18 protein-coding genes are annotated in these 18,008 nt (G+C 70.9%); 11 read left to right on the top strand and 7 right to left on the bottom strand.

Annotation, left to right across the window (positions count from 1 at the left end):
• Window positions 1–69: 69 nt before the first annotated feature.
• Entirely contained in the window at window positions 70–588 is a 519-nt protein-coding gene (locus CG747_RS08030) for a histidine phosphatase family protein (RefSeq protein ID WP_100600950.1), read from the top strand.
• 214 nt (window positions 589–802) lie between these two features.
• On the opposite strand, the gene serB is transcribed toward CG747_RS08030, so the two are convergent.
• Window positions 803–2,050 carry a phosphoserine phosphatase SerB gene (gene serB, locus CG747_RS08025; protein WP_100600949.1) on the bottom strand — a complete coding sequence of 416 codons (1,248 nt, stop codon included), beginning with the start codon at window positions 2,048–2,050 and terminating at the stop codon, window positions 803–805.
• Window positions 2,051–2,501: 451 nt separating this feature from the next.
• On the opposite strand from serB, the gene CG747_RS08020 reads away from it, so the two are divergent.
• Window positions 2,502–5,051 carry an FHA domain-containing protein gene (locus tag CG747_RS08020; protein ID WP_100600948.1) on the top strand — a complete coding sequence of 850 codons (2,550 nt, stop codon included), beginning with the start codon at window positions 2,502–2,504 and terminating at the stop codon, window positions 5,049–5,051.
• A 101-nt stretch (window positions 5,052–5,152) separates the two neighbouring features.
• Here CG747_RS08020 and CG747_RS08015 read toward each other — a convergent pair whose 3' ends face one another.
• Window positions 5,153–5,902, bottom strand: a complete 750-nt coding sequence (locus CG747_RS08015; RefSeq protein ID WP_100600947.1) for a transglycosylase SLT domain-containing protein — start codon at window positions 5,900–5,902, stop codon at window positions 5,153–5,155.
• 339 nt (window positions 5,903–6,241) lie between these two features.
• Entirely contained in the window at window positions 6,242–6,973 is a 732-nt protein-coding gene (locus tag CG747_RS08010; RefSeq protein ID WP_374701747.1) for a nitroreductase family protein, read from the bottom strand.
• A gap of 413 nt (window positions 6,974–7,386) precedes the next feature.
• On the opposite strand from CG747_RS08010, the gene CG747_RS08005 reads away from it, so the two are divergent.
• The 4 genes from CG747_RS08005 (at window position 7,387) to CG747_RS07990 (ending at window position 10,060) form a co-directional block, all read left to right on the top strand.
• Complete coding sequence (locus CG747_RS08005) at window positions 7,387–8,544, top strand: GAF domain-containing sensor histidine kinase (RefSeq protein WP_100600945.1); 1,158 nt, start codon at window positions 7,387–7,389, stop codon at window positions 8,542–8,544.
• Window positions 8,537–9,220 (top strand): response regulator transcription factor, encoded by a 684-nt coding sequence (locus CG747_RS08000; protein WP_100600944.1) that lies wholly within the window; start codon window positions 8,537–8,539, stop codon window positions 9,218–9,220. Before CG747_RS08005 ends, CG747_RS08000 begins: the two co-directional genes overlap by 8 nt.
• A gap of 216 nt (window positions 9,221–9,436) precedes the next feature.
• On the top strand, window positions 9,437–9,649 hold the full coding sequence (locus tag CG747_RS07995) for a chaplin (RefSeq protein ID WP_100601255.1): 213 nt from the start codon (window positions 9,437–9,439) through the stop codon (window positions 9,647–9,649).
• Window positions 9,650–9,814: 165 nt separating this feature from the next.
• Entirely contained in the window at window positions 9,815–10,060 is a 246-nt protein-coding gene (locus tag CG747_RS07990; RefSeq protein ID WP_016571702.1) for a chaplin, read from the top strand.
• A gap of 106 nt (window positions 10,061–10,166) precedes the next feature.
• Here CG747_RS07990 and CG747_RS07985 read toward each other — a convergent pair whose 3' ends face one another.
• Window positions 10,167–10,982: a hypothetical protein gene (locus CG747_RS07985; RefSeq protein WP_100600943.1), complete on the bottom strand. Its 816-nt coding sequence runs from the start codon at window positions 10,980–10,982 to the stop codon at window positions 10,167–10,169.
• 90 nt (window positions 10,983–11,072) lie between these two features.
• Here CG747_RS07985 and CG747_RS07980 point away from each other — a divergent pair, with 90 nt between their 5' ends.
• The 4 genes from CG747_RS07980 to CG747_RS07965 all read left to right on the top strand — a co-directional run bounded on the left by CG747_RS07980 (window position 11,073) and on the right by CG747_RS07965 (window position 14,284).
• Window positions 11,073–11,885, top strand: a complete 813-nt coding sequence (locus tag CG747_RS07980) for an ABC transporter ATP-binding protein (RefSeq protein WP_100600942.1) — start codon at window positions 11,073–11,075, stop codon at window positions 11,883–11,885.
• A 99-nt stretch (window positions 11,886–11,984) separates the two neighbouring features.
• Window positions 11,985–12,398: an NfeD family protein gene (locus CG747_RS07975; RefSeq protein ID WP_100600941.1), complete on the top strand. Its 414-nt coding sequence runs from the start codon at window positions 11,985–11,987 to the stop codon at window positions 12,396–12,398.
• A gap of 98 nt (window positions 12,399–12,496) precedes the next feature.
• On the top strand, window positions 12,497–13,432 hold the full coding sequence (locus CG747_RS07970) for an SPFH domain-containing protein (RefSeq protein ID WP_100600940.1): 936 nt from the start codon (window positions 12,497–12,499) through the stop codon (window positions 13,430–13,432).
• Between the two features lie 84 nt (window positions 13,433–13,516).
• Window positions 13,517–14,284, top strand: coding sequence for a sulfite exporter TauE/SafE family protein (locus CG747_RS07965; RefSeq protein WP_100600939.1), 768 nt, complete (start codon window positions 13,517–13,519; stop codon window positions 14,282–14,284).
• 43 nt (window positions 14,285–14,327) lie between these two features.
• Here CG747_RS07965 and CG747_RS07960 read toward each other — a convergent pair whose 3' ends face one another.
• From CG747_RS07960 to CG747_RS07950, 3 genes are all read right to left on the bottom strand, one after another.
• Window positions 14,328–14,834 carry an HNH endonuclease gene (locus CG747_RS07960; protein ID WP_100601254.1) on the bottom strand — a complete coding sequence of 169 codons (507 nt, stop codon included), beginning with the start codon at window positions 14,832–14,834 and terminating at the stop codon, window positions 14,328–14,330.
• 419 nt (window positions 14,835–15,253) lie between these two features.
• On the bottom strand, window positions 15,254–15,793 hold the full coding sequence (locus CG747_RS07955; RefSeq protein WP_100600938.1) for a YbhB/YbcL family Raf kinase inhibitor-like protein: 540 nt from the start codon (window positions 15,791–15,793) through the stop codon (window positions 15,254–15,256).
• A gap of 42 nt (window positions 15,794–15,835) precedes the next feature.
• Window positions 15,836–16,618 (bottom strand): sporulation protein, encoded by a 783-nt coding sequence (locus CG747_RS07950; RefSeq protein WP_100600937.1) that lies wholly within the window; start codon window positions 16,616–16,618, stop codon window positions 15,836–15,838.
• Between the two features lie 151 nt (window positions 16,619–16,769).
• Between CG747_RS07950 and CG747_RS07945 the strand changes: the two genes are divergently transcribed.
• Window positions 16,770–17,420, top strand: coding sequence for a DNA-3-methyladenine glycosylase (locus CG747_RS07945; RefSeq protein WP_100600936.1), 651 nt, complete (start codon window positions 16,770–16,772; stop codon window positions 17,418–17,420).
• Window positions 17,421–18,008: the final 588 nt, after the last annotated feature.

The following is an 18,008-nucleotide window of genomic DNA, read 5'->3' as shown; positions in this document are numbered from 1 at the left end:
GCCACCCGGCCGGGCAAAGCGCTTCAACACCCCGCGCCGGGCGGCGGGTTTCATGCGAAGCTGGGACCCATGAGCGTCGATACACCCCGCCGGATTGTCCTGCTCCGACACGCCAAGGCCGAATGGTCGGACGAGAGCGACCATGAGCGTCCGCTCGCCGATCGCGGCCGCAAGGACGCCCCGGTCGCCGGCCGCTGGCTGGCCGGTGCCGGGATCACCCCCGACCTGTCCCTCTGCTCGACGGCCACCCGCACCCGCGAGACCTGGAAGCTGGTCGTCTCCGAGCTTCCGCACCGGCCCAAGACCGTCTACGAGGAGCGGCTGTACGAGGCCTCCCTCGGCGAGCTCATCGCGATCCTGAACGAGACCTCCGACGAGGTGAGCGACCTTTTGGTCGTCGGGCACAACCCCGGGGTGCACGCCCTCGCCGACGCCCTGGCGGGAGAGGCCGAGGGGGACCTGCTGGCGCGGATGAACCGCAGCGGCTTCCCGACGTCGGCGATGGCCGTGCTGACGTTCAACGGCAGCTGGAAGTCGGTCGAGCACGGCGTCGGCCGGCTCGTCGCCTTCTGGTCGCCGCACGCCTGAGGTCGCAGCGGCGCTCCACGGCATGGCGCGTCCGGTCCGGCCGTGCGCCGGCTGCCGCGGCGCCCGTCCCGGACGGTGTGCGGCCCGCGGCGGCGGGTGACCGACGAAGGGGCCCCGGTGCGCAGTGCGCGCACCGGGGCCTTCCGGTTGTCCGGGGCGGGGGCGGGGCGGTCCCTCGGGTCGCCGCCGGGCGGCAGGAGGGCGGCCCCGCGGCTCACTCCGCGTGGGTGTCGGCCGCCTCGACCTCTTCGCGGGTGATCCCCAGCAGATAGAGCACGGTGTCCAGGAACGGTACGTTGACGGCGGTGTGCGCGGCCTCGCGGACCACCGGCTTGGCGTTGAAGGCGACCCCCAGCCCGGCCGCGTTGAGCATGTCCAGGTCATTGGCGCCGTCGCCGATCGCGACGGTCTGCACCAGCGGCACCCCGGCCTCGTGCGCGAACCGCCGCAGCAGCCGGGCCTTGCCGGCCCGGTCCACGATGTCGCCGGTGACCCGCCCGGTGAGCTTGCCGTCGACGATCTCCAGGGTGTTGGCGGAGGCGAAGTCCAGCCCCAGCTCCTCCTGGAGCGCGTCGGTGACCTGGGTGAATCCGCCCGAGACCACGCCGACTTGGTAGCCGAGCCGCTTGAGGGTCCGGACCAGGGTGCGGGCCCCCGGCGTGAGCCGCACCTCCTTGCGGACCAGGTCCACCACGGACGCGTCCAGCCCGCCGAGCAGCTCGACCCGGGCGTGCAGCGACTGCTCGAAGTCCAGCTCGCCGCGCATCGCGGCGGCGGTCACCTCGGCGACCTCGGCCTCGCAGCCGGCGTGCGCCGCGAACAGCTCGATGACCTCGTCCTGGATGAGGGTGGAGTCGACGTCCATCACCACCAGCCGCTGCGCCCGGCGCTGCAGCCCGGCCGCGACCACCGCGACGTCCACCCCGAGCTTCGCGGCCTCCGGGGCCAGCACGGTGCGCAGCGCCTCGGTCTCGGCACCGGAGACCGCGAACTCGACGGCCGTCACCGGATACTTGGCGAGCCGGAAAATACGGTCGATGTTGCCCCCCGTGGCCGTTATGGCCGCGGCGATCGCGGCCGTCGACTCCGCGGTGAGCGGGTGTCCCAGCACGGTGACGTGGGACCGGCCGACACCGCGCGGACGGTTGTCGCCGCGGCCGGAGATGATCTCGGCCTGGAGGTTCAGCGACTCGGCCCAGCTGTGCACGGTGGCGCGGAGGTCGCCTTCGGAGGACCCGGTGGTGCCCTGACCGGGGGAGGGGGCGGTGACCAGCACGCACAGGGTGATGCGGCCCCGGGTCACCACCTGCTCGATGTCCACGACATCGACGGCGTAGGCGGCGAGGGTGTCGAACAGGCCCGCGGTGATGCCGGGCCGGTCCTTCCCGAAGATCTTGACGAGGAGTGTCGGTTCGTCTTCGCCTGGTGCGGCGGCGGCAGGCGGGGTCTGCGATGCGCTCATGGTGCCCTTACGGTAACCGGCGGGCGGCGGCGACCGTACGGGTGTCCGGGGTTCGGACCCCGCGCTCCGGGGGCCGGGCCGCCGCCGGGCCGGTCCTGCGCCCGGGTCCCGGGGCCGGCGGTGATCGTTATGGACTCGTGTCCGCCTCCGCCCGGTTGCACCGGCCCGGGGGACCCGGCTGGCACTCCAACTCCCCTTTTGGTATGGCGTTTTCGATCCCGGGAAGGGCGGCCGGTGCCGCCGCGGCGGCACCGAATGGCCTGAATTCCCGGCATTTCAGGCAGAACGGGCTCTTCAGGCTCTCCGGGAGGGTTCGCCGATGCCGACGGGAGCGCCCCGTACCCCGGTCCCGTCCCGGTTTCCGGTCCGCGGGCCGAGCCTGAAATAGTTCCTCACGATGTTCGCCATCCCTAGACTTCCCACACAGGGCGTCACTCGGGGGACTATGTAAATGGGGCATGGAGTGCCTGAACTCGTACTGGAACTGAACGGAAGGACCTGGACGCTCGATCCGTCCAGGTCCTACAGCGTGGGGCGTGATCCGCAGGGCGACATGGTGCTCGACGACGCCAGGGTTTCCTGGCGGCACGCCACCCTCCGGTGGTCCGGCCGCAGCTGGCTCATCGAAGACCACGGCAGCACCAACGGCACCTACGTCCAGGGCCAGCGCATCCAGCAGCTGGAGATCGGTCCTGGTACCGCCGTCCACCTGGGCAACGCCACCGACGGCCCCCGGCTGAGCCTGTCCGCCGCCGCGGCGCCCGCCGACGCCTTCAGCGCGCAGCCCGCCGCGGCCGCGCCGCACCAGGGCTGGCAGGCGCCGCCCGCGCAGCAGCAGCCGCCGGCCCAGCAGGACTGGCAGGCTCCGCCGCAGGGCCGGCAGCCGTACGTCCCGCCCCAGCAGGCCCAACAGCCGCAGCAGCACGCGCCCCAGCAGGCCGTCCCGGCACAGCAGTCCGCGCAGCCCCAGCAGCAGGCCCCGCAGGCCCAGGGCGGCGACCGCAGTCCGACCACCTTCCACCGCCTGGACATGGACCGGGTGATGCGGATAGGTCGTGCGCTCGACAACGAGCTGGTCGTCTCCGACCTCCAGGTCTCCCGCCACCACGCGGAGTTCCGCGCGACCTCCGACGGCCGCTTCGAGATCTGCGACCTGGGCAGCCACAACGGCACCTACGTCAACGGTCAGCCGGTCCCCAAGTCCGGGAGCGCGCCGGTCGGCCCGAACGACATCGTCGGCGTCGGCCACTCCACCTTCCGGCTGGTCGGCGACCGCCTGGAGGAGTTCGTCGACACCGGCGAGGTCTCCTTCTCGGCCCGCCACCTCACCGTCACCGTCGACGGCGGCAAGCAGATCCTCAAGGACGTCTCGTTCGGCGTCCCCGAGAAGTCGCTGATCGCCGTCATCGGCCCCTCCGGTTCCGGCAAGTCGACGCTGCTCAAGGCGCTGACCGGCTACCGCCCCGCCAACCAGGGCGACGTCCTCTACGACAACCGGAATCTCTACAAGCACTTCGCCGAGCTGCGCCAGCGCATCGGCCTGGTTCCGCAGGACGACATCCTCCACAAGGAGCTGTCCGTCCTCAAGGCGCTCCGCTACGCCGCCAAGCTCCGCTTCCCCGGCGACACCGCGGAGTCCGAGCGCGAGGCCCGGATCAACGAGGTGCTGCGCGAGCTCAAGCTCGACGTCCACAAGGACAAGAAGGTCACCTCGCTCTCCGGCGGTCAGCGCAAGCGCGTCTCGGTCGCCCTGGAGCTGCTGACCAAGCCGTCGCTGATCTTCCTGGACGAGCCGACCTCGGGCCTCGACCCGGGCATGGACCGCGACGTCATGCAGCTGCTGCGCGGTCTCGCCGACGACGGCCGCACGGTCCTGGTCGTCACCCACTCGGTGGCCGAACTCGCCCTGTGCGACCGGCTGTTGGTGATGGCCCCGGGCGGTTCGGTGGCCTACTTCGGCCCGCCCGAGGAGGCACTGAACTTCTTCCAGTACGAGACCTGGGCGGATGTCTTCTCGGCGTTCGAGAACTACCGCGACTACGACTGGGCGGGCCGCTGGCGCGGTTCCCCGCACTACCAGATGTACGCCGCGGACCTCGACGCCGCCCCGCCGCAGTCGGTCAACGTCCAGGCCCCGCCGGCCCGCATACAGAAGTCCCAGAGCTGGGGCTCCCAACTGTGGACCCTGATGCGGCGCTACGTCTCGGTGCTCGCCTCCGACCGGGGCTTCCTCGCCCTGATGGTGATCCTGCCGGCCGTCCTCGGCGTGGTCTCCCTGCTGATCCCCAGCGACTATGGCCTCGGGTACGGACCGGTCGCCAAGCACCAGACCAACCGCGACGCGAGCACCATCTCGCTGATCCTCGCGGTCGGCATGTGCTTCTCCGGCGCGGCCAACTCGGTCCGTGAGCTGATCAAGGAGCGGGTCATCTACGAGCGCGAACGGGCCACCGGCCTGTCGCGTTCGGCGTACCTGATGTCGAAGATCATCGTGCTCGGCGTGGCCACCGCCCTCCAGGGCGTGATCATCGCGGCCATCGGCTTCTCCACCCGGCCGATGCCGTCCCAGGGCCTGCTCGTCGCCAAGGCCCCGGCCGTCGAGATGACGATCGCGATCATCGCCCTCGGCTTCACCTCGATGATGGTCGGCCTGATCATCTCGTCGCTGGTCAAGACCGCCGAGAAGACCATGCCGCTGCTGGTGATGTTCGCCATCGTCCAGGTCGTCTTCACCGGCGTCCTCTTCCAGCTCTTCGACACCGTCGGCGTCTCCCAGGTCTCCTGGCTGATGCCGTCCCGTTGGGCGGTCGCCGCACTCGGCGCCACCGAGGACATGAACACCCTGCTGCCCTGGGAGCCCGGCAACCCGGACCCGCTGTGGAAGCACCAGACCGGCGTCTACGTGATGGACGTGGTCCTCCTGGTCACCCTCGGCGTGGCGCTCGCCTTCATCGTCGCGCGGCTGCTGCGCCGCCACGAGCCGGAGGTCATGCGCAAGTAGCGCGCGGTCACCGCAACGGCACGCCCGAGGGGCGGCACCCGGAATCGGGTGCCGCCCCTCGGCGGTGTGCACGGTGCCGCGGTCCGCGGCGAACGTCCGGCTCAGTAGGCCGAGTTGACGTTGTCCATCGAGCCGTACTTGGCGGCCGCGTAGTTGCAGGCGGCGGTGATGTTGGCGACCGGGTTGTAGATGTCCCAGGAGGTACCGGCGACGTGGTACTGACGGAACGTCGGGTCGATGACCTGGAGCAGGCCCTTGGACGGGATGCCCGCCTGGGCGTTGGAGTCCCAGAGGTTGATCGCCTTGGGGTTGCCGGACGACTCGCGCATCAGGTTGCGGTAGATGCCGTTGTAGCTGCCCGGGATGTTGTGCTTGGCCATGACGTCCAGCGACTCGCGGATCCAGCCGTCGAGGTTGTTCGGGTAGACCTTCGCCGGCTTCTGCACCGCGGCGGGGATGGCCTGGCGCACGGCGGCGCGGCTCACGGCCTCCTTGACCTGGCGCTCCTTCTCGGCCTTCGCCTTGGCGGCGGCCTTGGCCTCGGCCTTTGCCTTGGCGGCGGCCTCGGCCTTCTGCTTGGCGGCCGCGGCCGCGGCCTTGCCCTGGGCGGCGGAGGTGTCGGCCTGCTGGGCGATGGTGGCCTGCTGGGCGCGGGCGGCGGTGTCGACGGCGCTGAAGGCCACCGGCTTGACGTTGAGGCTGGCGGAGGCGGCCTCGGCCTTGCCCTGGCCGGCGTCGGCACCCGGGACGGCGGTGAGGACCAGTGCGGCGGCACCGGCGGCGGCTATGCCGGCGGCGGTGAACTTGTGGGCACGGGTCAGATTCAGACCGGAGACGGCGTACTTGGACATGGCGGCTCGACCTCTTCCAATGGGGGACGTCACACGGGCCATGAGCGGCGGCAGAACGCCGAGTTCTCATCACGGCGCCGAGCGACGGGAGCCATTCTTAGCGGCCGGAAATTCGCCGGGCAATGATGTGACGTACGACCCCGGTTAGTGGAACCGGGCTGGCAGGGAATGCGTCCGGAACGGAATATTCCCAGTTCAAGGACGAATTGTTGGTCCACTAACCGGGGTCGTAAGTGACCTGCGCCCTATGCGCGGGGTCACACCGGGTCAGGGTTTATCTCGCCGGTAGTAGTTGCAGTCGCACACGCTGTGCGCAGGCTGTGGGCGAGCTGTGTGCCGTCAGACCTCGACGAGCACCTGGTCAAGGGTCTTCCGTACCAGGTCGGGCACCCGGCAGTCCGCCGCGGGGTACCCGACGGGAATCACCGCGAACGCCTTCTCGTTCGCCGGCCGCCCCAGCACCTCCTGGAGGAACCGCATCGGACTGGGCGTATGCACCAGCGCCGCCAGCCCGGACAGGTGCAGCGCGGACAGCAGCATCCCGACCGCGATCCCCACCGACTCGTCCACGTAGTAGTGCTTGCGGGTACTGCCGTCCGGGCCCAGCCAGTGCCGCTGCTGGAAGACCACGATCAGCTGCGGGGCATCGGTCAGGTGCGGCTTGACCTCGTCCGTACCCAGCGGCCGCAGCGCCGCCAGCCACTCCTCGCCCAGCCGCCCCTCGTAGGAGCGCTGCTCCTCGGCCTCCGCCGCCGCCCTGATCCGGCGGCGCACCTCGGGGTCCTTGACCAGGACGAACGTCCACGGCTGCTGATGCGCCCCGGACGGTGCGGTGGCCGCGCAGGCGATCGCGTCCCGGACCACCTGCTCGGGCACCGGGTCGGCGGCGAACTGCCGGACCGTCCGCCGCCGGTCCATCCGCTCCCGCAGCTCGGCGGCGCGGGTCAGCGACTCGGCCGCGGGCATCCGCTCGGGCCGGTACGGCACCGGCCGGTAGGGCTCTCCGTGGGTCGGCGTCCAGCGCTCCGCCGGGGATGTCGGCGCGGTGCGCGCCTGAGATGAAGAGGACATGCCCAGAGTCTGGGGTCGCGCCGGCGGCAGGAGGCGCGGCTCACCGCAGGAGTGCCGATACCGCCCGCCTCCCCGGCGAGAACGACGCGAAGCCGCCTGCCGGACCCACCCGACCTTGTCCCTATATAAGGGGACAAGCTCTGATTCCGTCGCGCCCTGCTCGTCCACTCCCGCAGCCGCCCCACCGAACCCCTTATATGGGGTGTCTCTATATATAGGGGTCTCTGCACGCATAAGGCGCATCCATGCATAGAGAGCAAATAAGGCACATAACTACACAAAGTCGAAGAAATGGATCACGGGGGAGTGCCCGCGTACGGCCGGGGCGGGGCGTTCGACCTAGGCCCGCCGCCCTAGGCACGGAGCGTCGGCGGACCGATACGGGCCGCTCGGCACGCCGGTACGGTGAACGCATGAGCAACGGACCGGGGGCCGGGATCCCCGCGGTGAGCACCGCGATCCTGGCCATGAGCAGGCATCTGGAGGTGCGCGACGTCCTCAAGACGATCGTCGCCTCGGCCCGCGAGCTGCTGGACGCCGAGTACGCCGCGCTCGGCGTGCCGGACGATCACGGGGGCTTCGCCCAGTTCGTCGTGGACGGTGTCAGCGCCGAGCAGTGGAAGGCCATCGGCCCGCTGCCCCGCCAGCACGGCATCCTCGCCGCGATGCTGCACAACGCCACCCCCGAGCGGCTCGCCGACGTCCGCGAGGACCCCCGCTTCGGCGGCTGGCCCGCCGCCCACCCGGACATGTCCGACTTCCTCGGCCTGCCGGTCGCCGACGGCGACGAGATCCTCGGCGCCCTCTTCCTGGCCAACAAGCGCTGCCCCAAGGACCCTCCTTCCGGCAGGGACGGCTGCCTCTTCACCGAAGAGGACGAGCGGCTCCTGGGGATACTCGCCCAGCACGCCGCCATCGCCCTCACCAACGCCCGCCTCTACGAGCGCAGCCGCGAGCTCACCATCGCCGGCGAGCGCGCCCGGCTCGCCCACGAGCTGCACGACGCCGTCTCCCAGAAGCTCTTCTCGCTCCGGCTGACCGCCCAGGCCGCGACCGCCCTGGTCGACCGCGACCCGGCCCGCGCCAAGGACGAGCTCCACCAGGTCGCCGCGCTGGCCGCGGAGGCCGCCGACGAGCTCCGCGCCGCCGTCGTCGAGCTCCGCCCCGCGGCCCTCGACGAGGACGGCCTGGTGGCCACCCTGCGGTCCCAGGCCCAGGTCCTGGACCGGGCCCACTCCGCCCGCGTCACCTTCACCGCCCAGGGCGTACGGGCCCTGCCCAGCGCCCAGGAGGAGGCGATGCTCCGGGTCGCCCAGGAGGCGCTGCACAACGCGCTGCGGCACTCCGGCGCCGAGCGCGTCGAGGTCAGCCTCACCCGGTCCGGCCAGGGCGCCCTGCTGCGGATCGCCGACGACGGGCAGGGCTTCGACACCCGCGCGGTCCGCCGGGCCGGCCGGCACCTCGGACTGGTGTCGATGCGTGACCGCGCCGGCGGCGTCGGCGGCAAGCTCACCGTGGAATCGGAGCCCGGCACGGGCACCACTGTCGAGATGGAGGTGCCCGGTGGCTGACAGCACGCAGGGCGGTACGGAACGGGCCACCGGCGAGGGGCGCGCGATCCGCGTCCTGCTCGTCGACGACCACCAGGTCGTCCGCCGCGGCCTACGGACGTTCCTGGAGGTCCAGGACGACATCGAGGTGGTGGGGGAGGCGTCGGACGGCGCCGAGGGCATCGCCGCCACCGAGCAACTGCGCCCGGACGTCGTCCTCATGGACATCAAGATGCCCGGCATGGACGGCATCGAGGCGCTCCGCCGACTCCGCACCCTCGACAACCCGGCCAGGGTGCTGGTCGTCACCAGCTTCACCGAACAGCGCACCGTCGTCCCGGCCCTGCGCGCCGGTGCGGCCGGCTACGTCTACAAGGACATCGACCCGGACGCCCTGGCCGGCGCCATCCGCTCGGTGCACGCCGGACACGTACTGCTCCAGCCCGAGGTGGCCGGCGCGCTGCTCTCCCAGGAGGACGGCAACGGCGGCCAGGGGCGCGGGAGTTCGCTCACCGACCGGGAGCGCGAGGTGCTGGGCCTGATCGCGGACGGCCGGTCCAACCGCGAGATCGCCCGCGCGTTGGTGCTCTCGGAGAAGACTGTCAAGACCCATGTGTCCAACATCCTGATGAAGCTGGACCTCGCCGACCGCACCCAGGCCGCCCTGTGGGCCGTGCGGCACGGCATCGGGGCCTGAATCACAGGGAAGACCGGCATTCTGACGGTTCGTCAAAGCTATGAACCGACCGTCGCCTCGCGGATCCTAGATTCATACTGTCGTGTATACGTAGCCCATTCGGCGTATCCCAGCTCGGTGCCGGGCGTTTCCCAGTGCAGTCGTGGCGGCTGGCCACGGCATCGGCAACGAGGAGCAAGAGAAGTGAAGAACATCAAGCGGGTTGCGGCCATCACGATGGCGGGCGCCGGTCTCGTCCTGGCGGGCGCCGGTGTCGCCTCGGCGCACGACGGCCCGCAGGCCCAGGGTGCCGCGGTGCAGTCCCCGGGTGTCGTCTCGGGCAACGTCGCCCAGGTGCCGGTCCACGTCCCCGTGAACGTCTGCGGCAACACCGTCTCCGTGATCGGCCTGCTCAACCCGGTCTTCGGCAACACCTGCGTCAACAAGTGAGCCCAGGAGCCTCCGCTCCCACCGGCTGACCCCTGCGCCGGGCCGTGCACCGGCCCGCGCGGGTCACTCCGGACCGGCCCCGCCCAGCCCTGGCCGTGCGGCCGGTCCGCCCTCCACATACACCGTTATTCCGGCCCTGTGCCACCACGTGAGGAACACGCCACCATGAACAGCGTCAAAAAGGCCGCCCTTGTCCTTGCCACCACCGGTCTCGCCGTCGGTGCCGCCGCCGGTTCGGCGTTCGCCCACGACGGCGCGCACGCCGACGGCAAGGCCCTGAACTCCCCGGGCGTCGGTTCGGGCAACCTCGTCCAGGCCCCGGTGCACATCCCCGCGAACGTGACCGGCAACAGCGTCAACGTCGTGGGCGTGCTCAACTCCGCCTTCGGCAACCCGGCCGTCAACAACTGACGCCACCGGCCCGGGGCGCAACTCCCGGGCGGCCCGGGGCAGTTCGGCCCCGACTCTCCTGACTGGTCCCGTCGGCCGCGCCATGGCCGGCGGGACCTGCTGCCGTTCACCCCCGGCGCCGCTCCTGCTCCTCCACCGCGGAGTTGTACGCCGCCACCTGCGCCCGGCGGGCGGTCCGCTCCACCGGCCGCAGCGCCTCGGTGCGGGCCGCGATCTCCGACGAGCTGACCGCCGCGCCGTGCTCCCGGCCGTCCCCGCCCGCGCCCCGGGCGATGCCGACCAGCGCGCCGACCCGCTGGGCCAGCTCCAGCACCCGTACGGCCCGCGGCGGGTAGCCCGGCGCCAGCACCTGCCGGCCGGCCTCCGCCCGGGCCCGGTACGCCGCCAGCGCCGCGTCCGCCACCGGGCCGGATCCGGCCACGTCCAGCCGCGAGAGCACCTCCGTCGCGTCCCGCAGCGCCTCCGCCAGCTCCCGCTCGGCCTCGCCCAGCGACGGCACGTCGGCCGGCGGCGCCTCCCGGGCGGGCAGGCAGTGCCAGACCACCTCGACGTGCAAATCGGGGCCGGCGGCGCCCTCGGGGCCCGCTTCGAACACCTCCGGGACCAGCCCGAGCCCGGCGCCCTGGGCGAGCACCGCCTCACCGGCCTCCAGCGCCCGCGCGTTGAACTCCGGCGGGCCGCTCAGGCCGAGCGGATGCCCCGGCGCCGGCAGCGCCACCCGCAGGCCGGTCGCGCCGAGCGTCCGCAGCCGCCCCAGGGCGAGCGTCAGGCCGACCGGGGCGTCCTCCCCGGGCAGGCCCGAGACGCGGTGCACATCGTCGTCGTCCGCGATGTGGTGTGCGGCATCATCAGGTGAGACAAATCCGGCCAAAAGGGCATTTCCCCATGCTGCCAGTCGTCCGGAACGAGGTTCATCGAGCATGGTCCCCAGCCTAGGGAACGGCACTGACAACGAGTGGCGTAGGTTTGCAGGGGGGCTGCGCCTACAGGCGCACACGACGACCGAGAAGCAATGGGAGACAGTGCGCTCATGAGCGATGTGCTGGAGCTGGTGGACGTATCCGTGGTCCGCGAAGGACGGGCTCTGGTGGACCAGGTCTCGTGGTCGGTGAAGGAGGGGGAACGCTGGGTGATCCTCGGCCCCAACGGCGCCGGCAAGACCACTCTGCTGAACGTCGCCTCCAGCTACCTCTTCCCGAGTGCCGGCACCGCCCGGGTCCTCGGCGAGCAGCTGGGCCGCGTCGACGTCTTCGATCTGCGCCCGCGCATCGGCATCGCCGGCATCGCGCTCGCCGACAAGCTGCCGCGCAGCCAGACCGTGCTGCAGACCGTCCTCACCGCCGCCTACGGCATGACCGCCAGCTGGCAGGAGGACTACGACGACATCGACGAGCAGCGCGCCCGGGCCTTCCTCGACCGCCTCGGCATGAACGCCTTCCTCGACCGGAAGTTCGGCACCCTCTCCGAGGGCGAGCGCAAGCGCACCCTGATCGCCCGCGCCATGATGACCGACCCCGAGCTGCTCCTCCTCGACGAGCCCGCCGCCGGCCTCGACCTCGGCGGCCGCGAGGACCTGGTGCGCCGCCTCGGCCGGCTCGCCCGCGACCCCTACGCCCCCTCGATGATCATGGTCACCCACCATGTCGAGGAGATCCCGCCGGGCTTCACCCACGTCCTGATGATCCGTCAGGGCAAGGTGCTGACCGCCGGCCCGCTCGACCTGGAGCTGACCTCCAGCAACCTCTCGCACTGCTTCGGCCTCCCGCTCGTCGTCGACCACAACGGCAACGACCGCTGGACCGCACAGGGCCTGCCCCTCAAGTAACGGCCCGTCACCGGCCGGTAGTTAATGGCCCGTCGCTGACCGATCGCGCCCTGTCCCCGGGGCACCCGACGGATCTACCATGAGGCCGTGGATCCATGGGTGTGGTGGCTGATCGCCGCCGTAGGACTGGGCATTCCGCTCGTCATGACCGCGATGCCCGAATTCGGGATGTTCGCGGTCGGTGCCGTCGCCGGTGCCGTCACCGCAGCGCTCGGTGGCGGCACCGTTCTGCAGTTCCTGATCTTCGTGGCGGTGTCGGTCGCGCTGATCGCCGTCGTCCGGCCGATCGCCAACCGCCACCGCGGCCAGGGCCCGAGGCTCGCCTCCGGCATCGACGCCCTCAAGGGCCGGACCGCCACCGTCCTGGAGCGGGTCGACGCCGGGAGCGGCGGCCGCATCAAACTCGCCGGGGAAGTCTGGTCCGCCCGCGCCCTCGACGGCGATCGGGTCTACGAACCGGGCCAACAGGTCGACGTGGTGGAAATCGAAGGCGCCACCGCCCTCGTCATCTGACCGAACCCGGTGCGCTACCGCCCGCACCTCTGAAAGACTGATCAACAACAAGCCGGCCGCGGCCGGATGGACCAGCAACGAAGGGCACGGGAGCCGCTGTGGAACCGATCATCATCGTCCTGATCATCCTGGTGGTGCTCGTGTTCATCGCACTCATCAAAACGATCCAGGTCATCCCCCAGGCCAGCGCCGCCATCGTCGAGCGCTTCGGCCGCTACACCCGCACTCTCAACGCCGGCCTGAACATCGTCGTCCCGTTCATCGACACGATCCGCAACCGCATCGACCTCCGCGAGCAGGTCGTGCCGTTCCCGCCGCAGCCGGTGATCACGCAGGACAACCTCGTCGTCAACATCGACACGGTCATCTACTACCAGGTCACCGACGCCCGCGCCGCCACCTACGAAGTCGCCAGCTACATCCAGGCGATCGAGCAGCTCACCGTCACCACGCTCCGCAACATCATCGGCGGCATGGACCTCGAACGCACCCTGACCTCCCGCGAGGAGATCAACGCGGCCCTGCGCGGCGTCCTCGACGAGGCCACCGGCAAGTGGGGCATCCGCGTCAACCGCGTCGAGCTCAAGGCGATCGAGCCGCCGACCTCCATCCAGGACTCGATGGAGAAGCAGATGCGCGCCGACCGTGACAAGCGCGCCGCCATCCTCCAGGCCGAAGGTGTCCGGCAGTCCGAGATCCTCACCGCCGAGGGCCAGAAGCAGTCCGCGATCCTCCGCGCCGAGGGTGAGGCCAAGGCCGCGGCCCTGCGCGCCGAGGGCGAGGCCCAGGCGATCCGGGTGGTCTTCGAGTCCATCCACGCCGGTGACCCGGACCAGAAGCTGCTGTCGTACCAGTACCTCCAGATGCTCCCGAAGATCGCCGAGGGCGACGCGAACAAGCTCTGGATCGTCCCCAGCGAGATCGGCGACGCGCTCAAGGGCCTCGGCGGCGCCCTCGGCAACTTCAACCCCACGGGCGGCGGCAGCATCCCCAAGCCCAGCAGCCCCGAGCGCCAGGCGCCCCCCATCGACTGACGACGCGCCTGGCTCGTGCATGATCAGGGTTGCCCCTCGACCTCCATGGCGGGGAGGCAACCCTGATTCTGTAAGGAGAACGACGTGTCCCTCTGGGAAGCAGTCGCAGTCTTCGCCGCCGGCCTCGGAGCCGGCACCATCAACACCATCGTCGGTTCCGGCACCCTGATCACCTTCCCCGTCCTGCTCGCCGTCGGCCTCCCGCCGGTGACCGCCAACGTCTCCAACTCCCTTGGCCTGGTGCCCGGTTCGATCAGCGGCGCCATAGGGTACCGCCGCGAACTGCGCGGCCAGTGGCGCCGGGTGCTGCGCTTCGGGATCGGCGCCGTGATCGGCGGTGTGGCCGGCGCGATCCTGCTGCTGGCCCTGCCTTCCAGCGCCTTCAAGGCGGTCGTCCCCGTCCTGATCGCCATCGCCCTGGTGCTCGTCGTCGCGCAGCCCAGGCTGGCCGCCGCGGTCCGTGCGCACCGCGCCCGCAACGGCACCACCGCCCACCGTGACGGCGGCATCGCCCTGTTCAGCGGCCTGCTGCTCGCCAGCGTCTACGGCGGCTACTTCGGCGCGGCCCAGGGCATCATCTACCTCTCCCTGATGGGCGTCCTGCTCAGCGACGACCTCCAGCGCCTCAACGCCCTCAAGAACGTCCTCACCGCCCTCGTCAACGGCGTCGCGGCGATCTTCTTCCTCTTCGTCGCCCACTTCGACTGGACCGCGGTCATCCTGATCGCGGTCGGCTCCGCCCTCGGCGGCCAGATCGGGGCCAAGATCGGCCGCCGCCTGCCGCCCACCGCGCTGCGCGGCGTGATCGTCGCGGTCGGGCTGGTGGCCATCGTCCAACTGCTCATGAAATAGCGGTAGTTGGACGACGGCCACCAGCTGGCGGCGGTCCGCGGCGCTACGCGGGAAGCGCCCGCAGCCACTCCGGCAGCTCGTCCCGTACGGACACCCCCAGGGCCGACACCAGCGCATCCGCCGGCGTCGGCTCGAACGGCCGCCGGAGCAGCCGCATCCCCGCCTGCTCCGGCGTCCGGTCCGCCTTGCGATGGTTGTCCTCCGCGCACGAAGCGACGGTATTCAGCCAGGTGTCCCCACCGCCGTGCGACCGCGGCACCACGTGGTCCACGGTCGTCGCCCGCCTCCCGCAGTACGCGCACCGGTGCTGGTCACGGGCCAGTACCCCGCGCCGCGACCACGGCGCCTGTCTTCGGAACGGCACCCGGACGTACCTGCTGAGCCTGATCACCCGTGGCACCGGTACGTCCATCGAGGCCGCCCGGATCCGCAGCCCCGGGTGGGCGTGCTCGACGACTGCCTTGTCCTGCATCACCAGCACCACCGCACGCCGCAGCGAAACCGTCGCCAGCGGCTCGAAGCTCGCATTCAGCACCAGCGTCTCGCGCATCCCGTCCACCTCCCGGACCCTGATCGCCGCCGTGGCGAAGTGGCTCCACTGTGCAGGGGCAGGTATTTCCCGGACAACGCAATTTCCGTCTGCCACAAGGGAAATGGCGGGTGAGCGCAGGGTGAAGAAGAGGTGTGCCGCAGTCGGGGCCAAGGCGCCGCGGGGGCAGGTGAAGAGAGTGCGCTCCGGGTCCCGGCCCCCGTGCATACCCGGAACCCGGAGCGAACGGCAGCCGGCGCGGACGCCCTGTGCGTGGGACTCCGGCGAACACGGGGCGAACACACCTGCGCCCCGACGCTCCCGCCACTGCGGTACCAGCTGCCCGACGCCTCATGGAGGCGGCGGTACGGGTACCACTGTGCGTGGCGGAGGCGCCGGGGCGCAACGCATTTCTCCCGGGCCCGACGGCCCGGCGAGGCTCAGCCGGCGGCGGGCACCTCGTACTCGCCGATCAGCTGGGCCCGCCCGATCGCGTGGAACCGCAGGTTGAAGCCCACCACCGCGGGCGAGGCGTCCCCGTCCGGCCCCAGCTTCTCCTGGTCCACCGCGTAGACGGTGAACACGTAGCGGTGCGACCCGTCTCCGGGCGGCGGCGCCGCGCCCCCGAAGTCCCGCGTCCCGTAGTCGTTGCGGACGTGCACGGCCCCCGCGGGGAGCCCCTTCATCTCACCGCTGCCGGCCCCGGCCGGCAGCTCCGTCACGGACGCCGGAACGTCGAAGAGCACCCAGTGCCAGAACCCGCTGCCTGTCGGCGCGTCCGGGTCGTAGCAGGTGACGGCGTAGCTCTTGGTCCCCGCGGGAGCGCCCTGCCACCGCAGCTGCGGCGAGCGGTTCCCACCGGAGAACACCTGCTCCGCATCGAGCGTCCCGCCCGGCTCCACCTCCTCGCTCACCACGGTGAACTCCGCCACCGGCGGGTGGAAATCGTGCGGGAGCGGCCGCCGCTTCAGCTCGGACACCTCGGACCTCCTGGTCGGTTGCTGACACTTCGTCCGGCCAGGTTAGAGCCAGTTGCGCCGCCCGCCGACCTCGGCCAACCAGTGGTTGAGATATCCCGCCCAGTCGGTCCCCTCGAAGTCGTGCAGCCCCACCGTGAACGACCGGTAGGTGTCCGACCCCTCGCTGAACAGGCCCGGCTTCTTGTCCATCTCCAGCACCACGTCCATCTCCCGGTCGTCCGCCACGAAGGACAGCTCGACCTCGCTCAGCCCGTGGTACTGCGGCGGCGCCGAGAACTCGATCTCCTGGAAGAACGGCAACTGCTGCCGCGTCCCGTGGATCTGCCCCTGCTCCAGATCGGCGGACCTGAACCGGAACCCGAGCCGCTCGAAGGCGTTCAGGACCGCCTGCTGCGCCGGCAGCGGATGCACCCGCACCGGGTCGAGATCACTGGAGTCCACCGCCCGCGCGATCGCCAGCTCCGTCGTCACCCCCACGCCCATCCCGTGCAGCGGATGCCCCAGGATCGTGGTGATCGGCGTCTCCCACGGGATCTCCAGCCCGAACGGCACCGTGTGCACGGCCCCGGCCTGCACCTCGAACGCCCCGCCCAACCGCACCCGGTGGAACTCGACGTCCCGCCGCACCTCCTCGTCCCCGTGCTCGACCTCGACCCGCGCCTGCAGCCCGACGGACAGCCCCTGTACGGCCTGCGGCACCGACCCGCCCTGGATCCGCACCTCTCCCTGGACCACCCCGCCGGGCACCACGTTCTCCTCGAAGAGCACCGTCTCCACGGACGCGCCCCCGGCCCCCAGACTCGCCAGCAGCTTCCTGAACCCCATGCCCGTCCTCCCCTGACGCCGCGCGCCCCGTACAGCCGGCCGATCGTGGGCCGATCTTTACGTACCGCGGACCGATCGGCCCAATTCCGTTTCCACACCCGCCCAAACCGGCCCCGGCACCCGCCCGCCCCCTCCACTACGCTCGGAACCCATGACGGACGTACCGGAGCGCACCCCTCTCCCGCGCGACTTCTTCGACCGCCCCGTCCTGGACGTCGCCCCGGACCTGCTCGGCCGCACCCTGGTACGCCACAGCCCCGACGGCCCGATCGAACTCCGCCTCACCGAGGTGGAGGCGTACGACGGCGAGCGCGACCCGGGCTCCCACGCCTACCGGGGCCGCACCGCCCGCAACGCCACGATGTACGGCCCGCCCGGCCACGCGTACGTCTACTTCATCTACGGCATGTGGTTCAGCATCAACCTGGTCTGCGGCCCCGAGGGCCGGGCCGGCGCGGTCCTGCTGCGCGCCGGCGAGATCCTCACCGGCGCGCACCTGGCCGCCGGCCGCCGCCCCAAGGCCCGCAACACCAACGAGCTCGCCAAGGGCCCGGCCCGCCTGGCCACCGCCCTCGACATCGACCGCTCCCTGGACGGCACCGACGTCTGCGCCCCCGCCGGCGCCCCGATCACGATCCTCCACGGCACCCCGGCCCCACGCGCCCGGCTCCGCAACGGCCCGCGCACCGGCGTCGGCGGCGACGGCGCCGACCACCCCTGGCGCTACTGGATCGACGGCGACCCCACGGTGAGTCCCTACCGTCCCCGCGCCCCCAGGCGACGCACCACCACGGCTACTTGACTCTGTCCCGCCAAACGCCTAACGTAGCCCGAGCCGTTCGACACGGGCAGCGCTATCTGCGTAACCCGGAAGCGGCAGAAACCACTACTTCGATCGACCCCCTGACGGGTCTTTTTCGGCGTTGCCGAAATTCGGCCCGAGCGGCCCGATTATGAGCCGCCAGGAAAAGCCGCTAAAGTAGTGACCACGCCGAAAGGCAAACCCCCTCCGACGGGAAATCGGAACCGAATTCGAATCGGTAGCGCTTCGCCAAGAAGCGGACCGGAAACGAAAAAGGATCTGATAAAGTCGGAACCGCGAGAAAGTCGAAAGGCCGGATCGCACCGGCGAAAATCAGAGCCGAAAGGATCTGATAGAGTCGGAGACGCAAGACCGAAGGGAAGCGCCCGGAGGGCCTGGTGAAACAGGCGCAAAGGAAGCGTCCGTTCCTTGAGAACTCAACAGCGTGCCAAAAGTCAACGCCAGATATGTTGATACCCCGTCTCCATCACGGAGATGAGGTTCCTTTGAAAGCCCTCCCAAAGCTTTGGGAGGCACACACAGCGAGGACGCTGAGAACCGCGAGGATTATTCCTCCTCACGGTTCCG

It is taken from the genome of Streptomyces sp. CB02959 (genome assembly GCF_002803155.1).
In the GTDB taxonomy this organism is placed as follows: domain Bacteria; phylum Actinomycetota; class Actinomycetes; order Streptomycetales; family Streptomycetaceae; genus Streptomyces.
Note: the sequence above shows the minus strand (reverse complement) of the source record. Positions and strands in the feature narration are given on the sequence as shown.

Bases quoted from the DNA above. Each gene is read 5' to 3' on its own strand.
- CG747_RS08030 (WP_100600950.1), top strand. From the start codon at position 70: ATGAGCGTCGATACACCCCGCCGGATTGTCCTGCTCCGACACGCCAAG.
- serB (WP_100600949.1), bottom strand. From the start codon at position 2,050: ATGAGCGCATCGCAGACCCCGCCTGCCGCCGCCGCACCAGGCGAAGAC.
- CG747_RS08020 (WP_100600948.1), top strand. From the start codon at position 2,502: ATGGGGCATGGAGTGCCTGAACTCGTACTGGAACTGAACGGAAGGACC.
- CG747_RS08015 (WP_100600947.1), bottom strand. From the start codon at position 5,902: ATGTCCAAGTACGCCGTCTCCGGTCTGAATCTGACCCGTGCCCACAAG.
- CG747_RS08010 (WP_374701747.1), bottom strand. From the start codon at position 6,973: ATGTCCTCTTCATCTCAGGCGCGCACCGCGCCGACATCCCCGGCGGAG.
- CG747_RS08005 (WP_100600945.1), top strand. From the start codon at position 7,387: ATGAGCAACGGACCGGGGGCCGGGATCCCCGCGGTGAGCACCGCGATC.
- CG747_RS07995 (WP_100601255.1), top strand. From the start codon at position 9,437: ATGGCGGGCGCCGGTCTCGTCCTGGCGGGCGCCGGTGTCGCCTCGGCG.
- CG747_RS07990 (WP_016571702.1), top strand. From the start codon at position 9,815: ATGAACAGCGTCAAAAAGGCCGCCCTTGTCCTTGCCACCACCGGTCTC.
- CG747_RS07985 (WP_100600943.1), bottom strand. From the start codon at position 10,982: ATGCTCGATGAACCTCGTTCCGGACGACTGGCAGCATGGGGAAATGCC.
- CG747_RS07980 (WP_100600942.1), top strand. From the start codon at position 11,073: ATGGGAGACAGTGCGCTCATGAGCGATGTGCTGGAGCTGGTGGACGTA.
- CG747_RS07960 (WP_100601254.1), bottom strand. From the start codon at position 14,834: ATGCGCGAGACGCTGGTGCTGAATGCGAGCTTCGAGCCGCTGGCGACG.
- CG747_RS07950 (WP_100600937.1), bottom strand. From the start codon at position 16,618: ATGGGGTTCAGGAAGCTGCTGGCGAGTCTGGGGGCCGGGGGCGCGTCC.
- CG747_RS07945 (WP_100600936.1), top strand. From the start codon at position 16,770: ATGACGGACGTACCGGAGCGCACCCCTCTCCCGCGCGACTTCTTCGAC.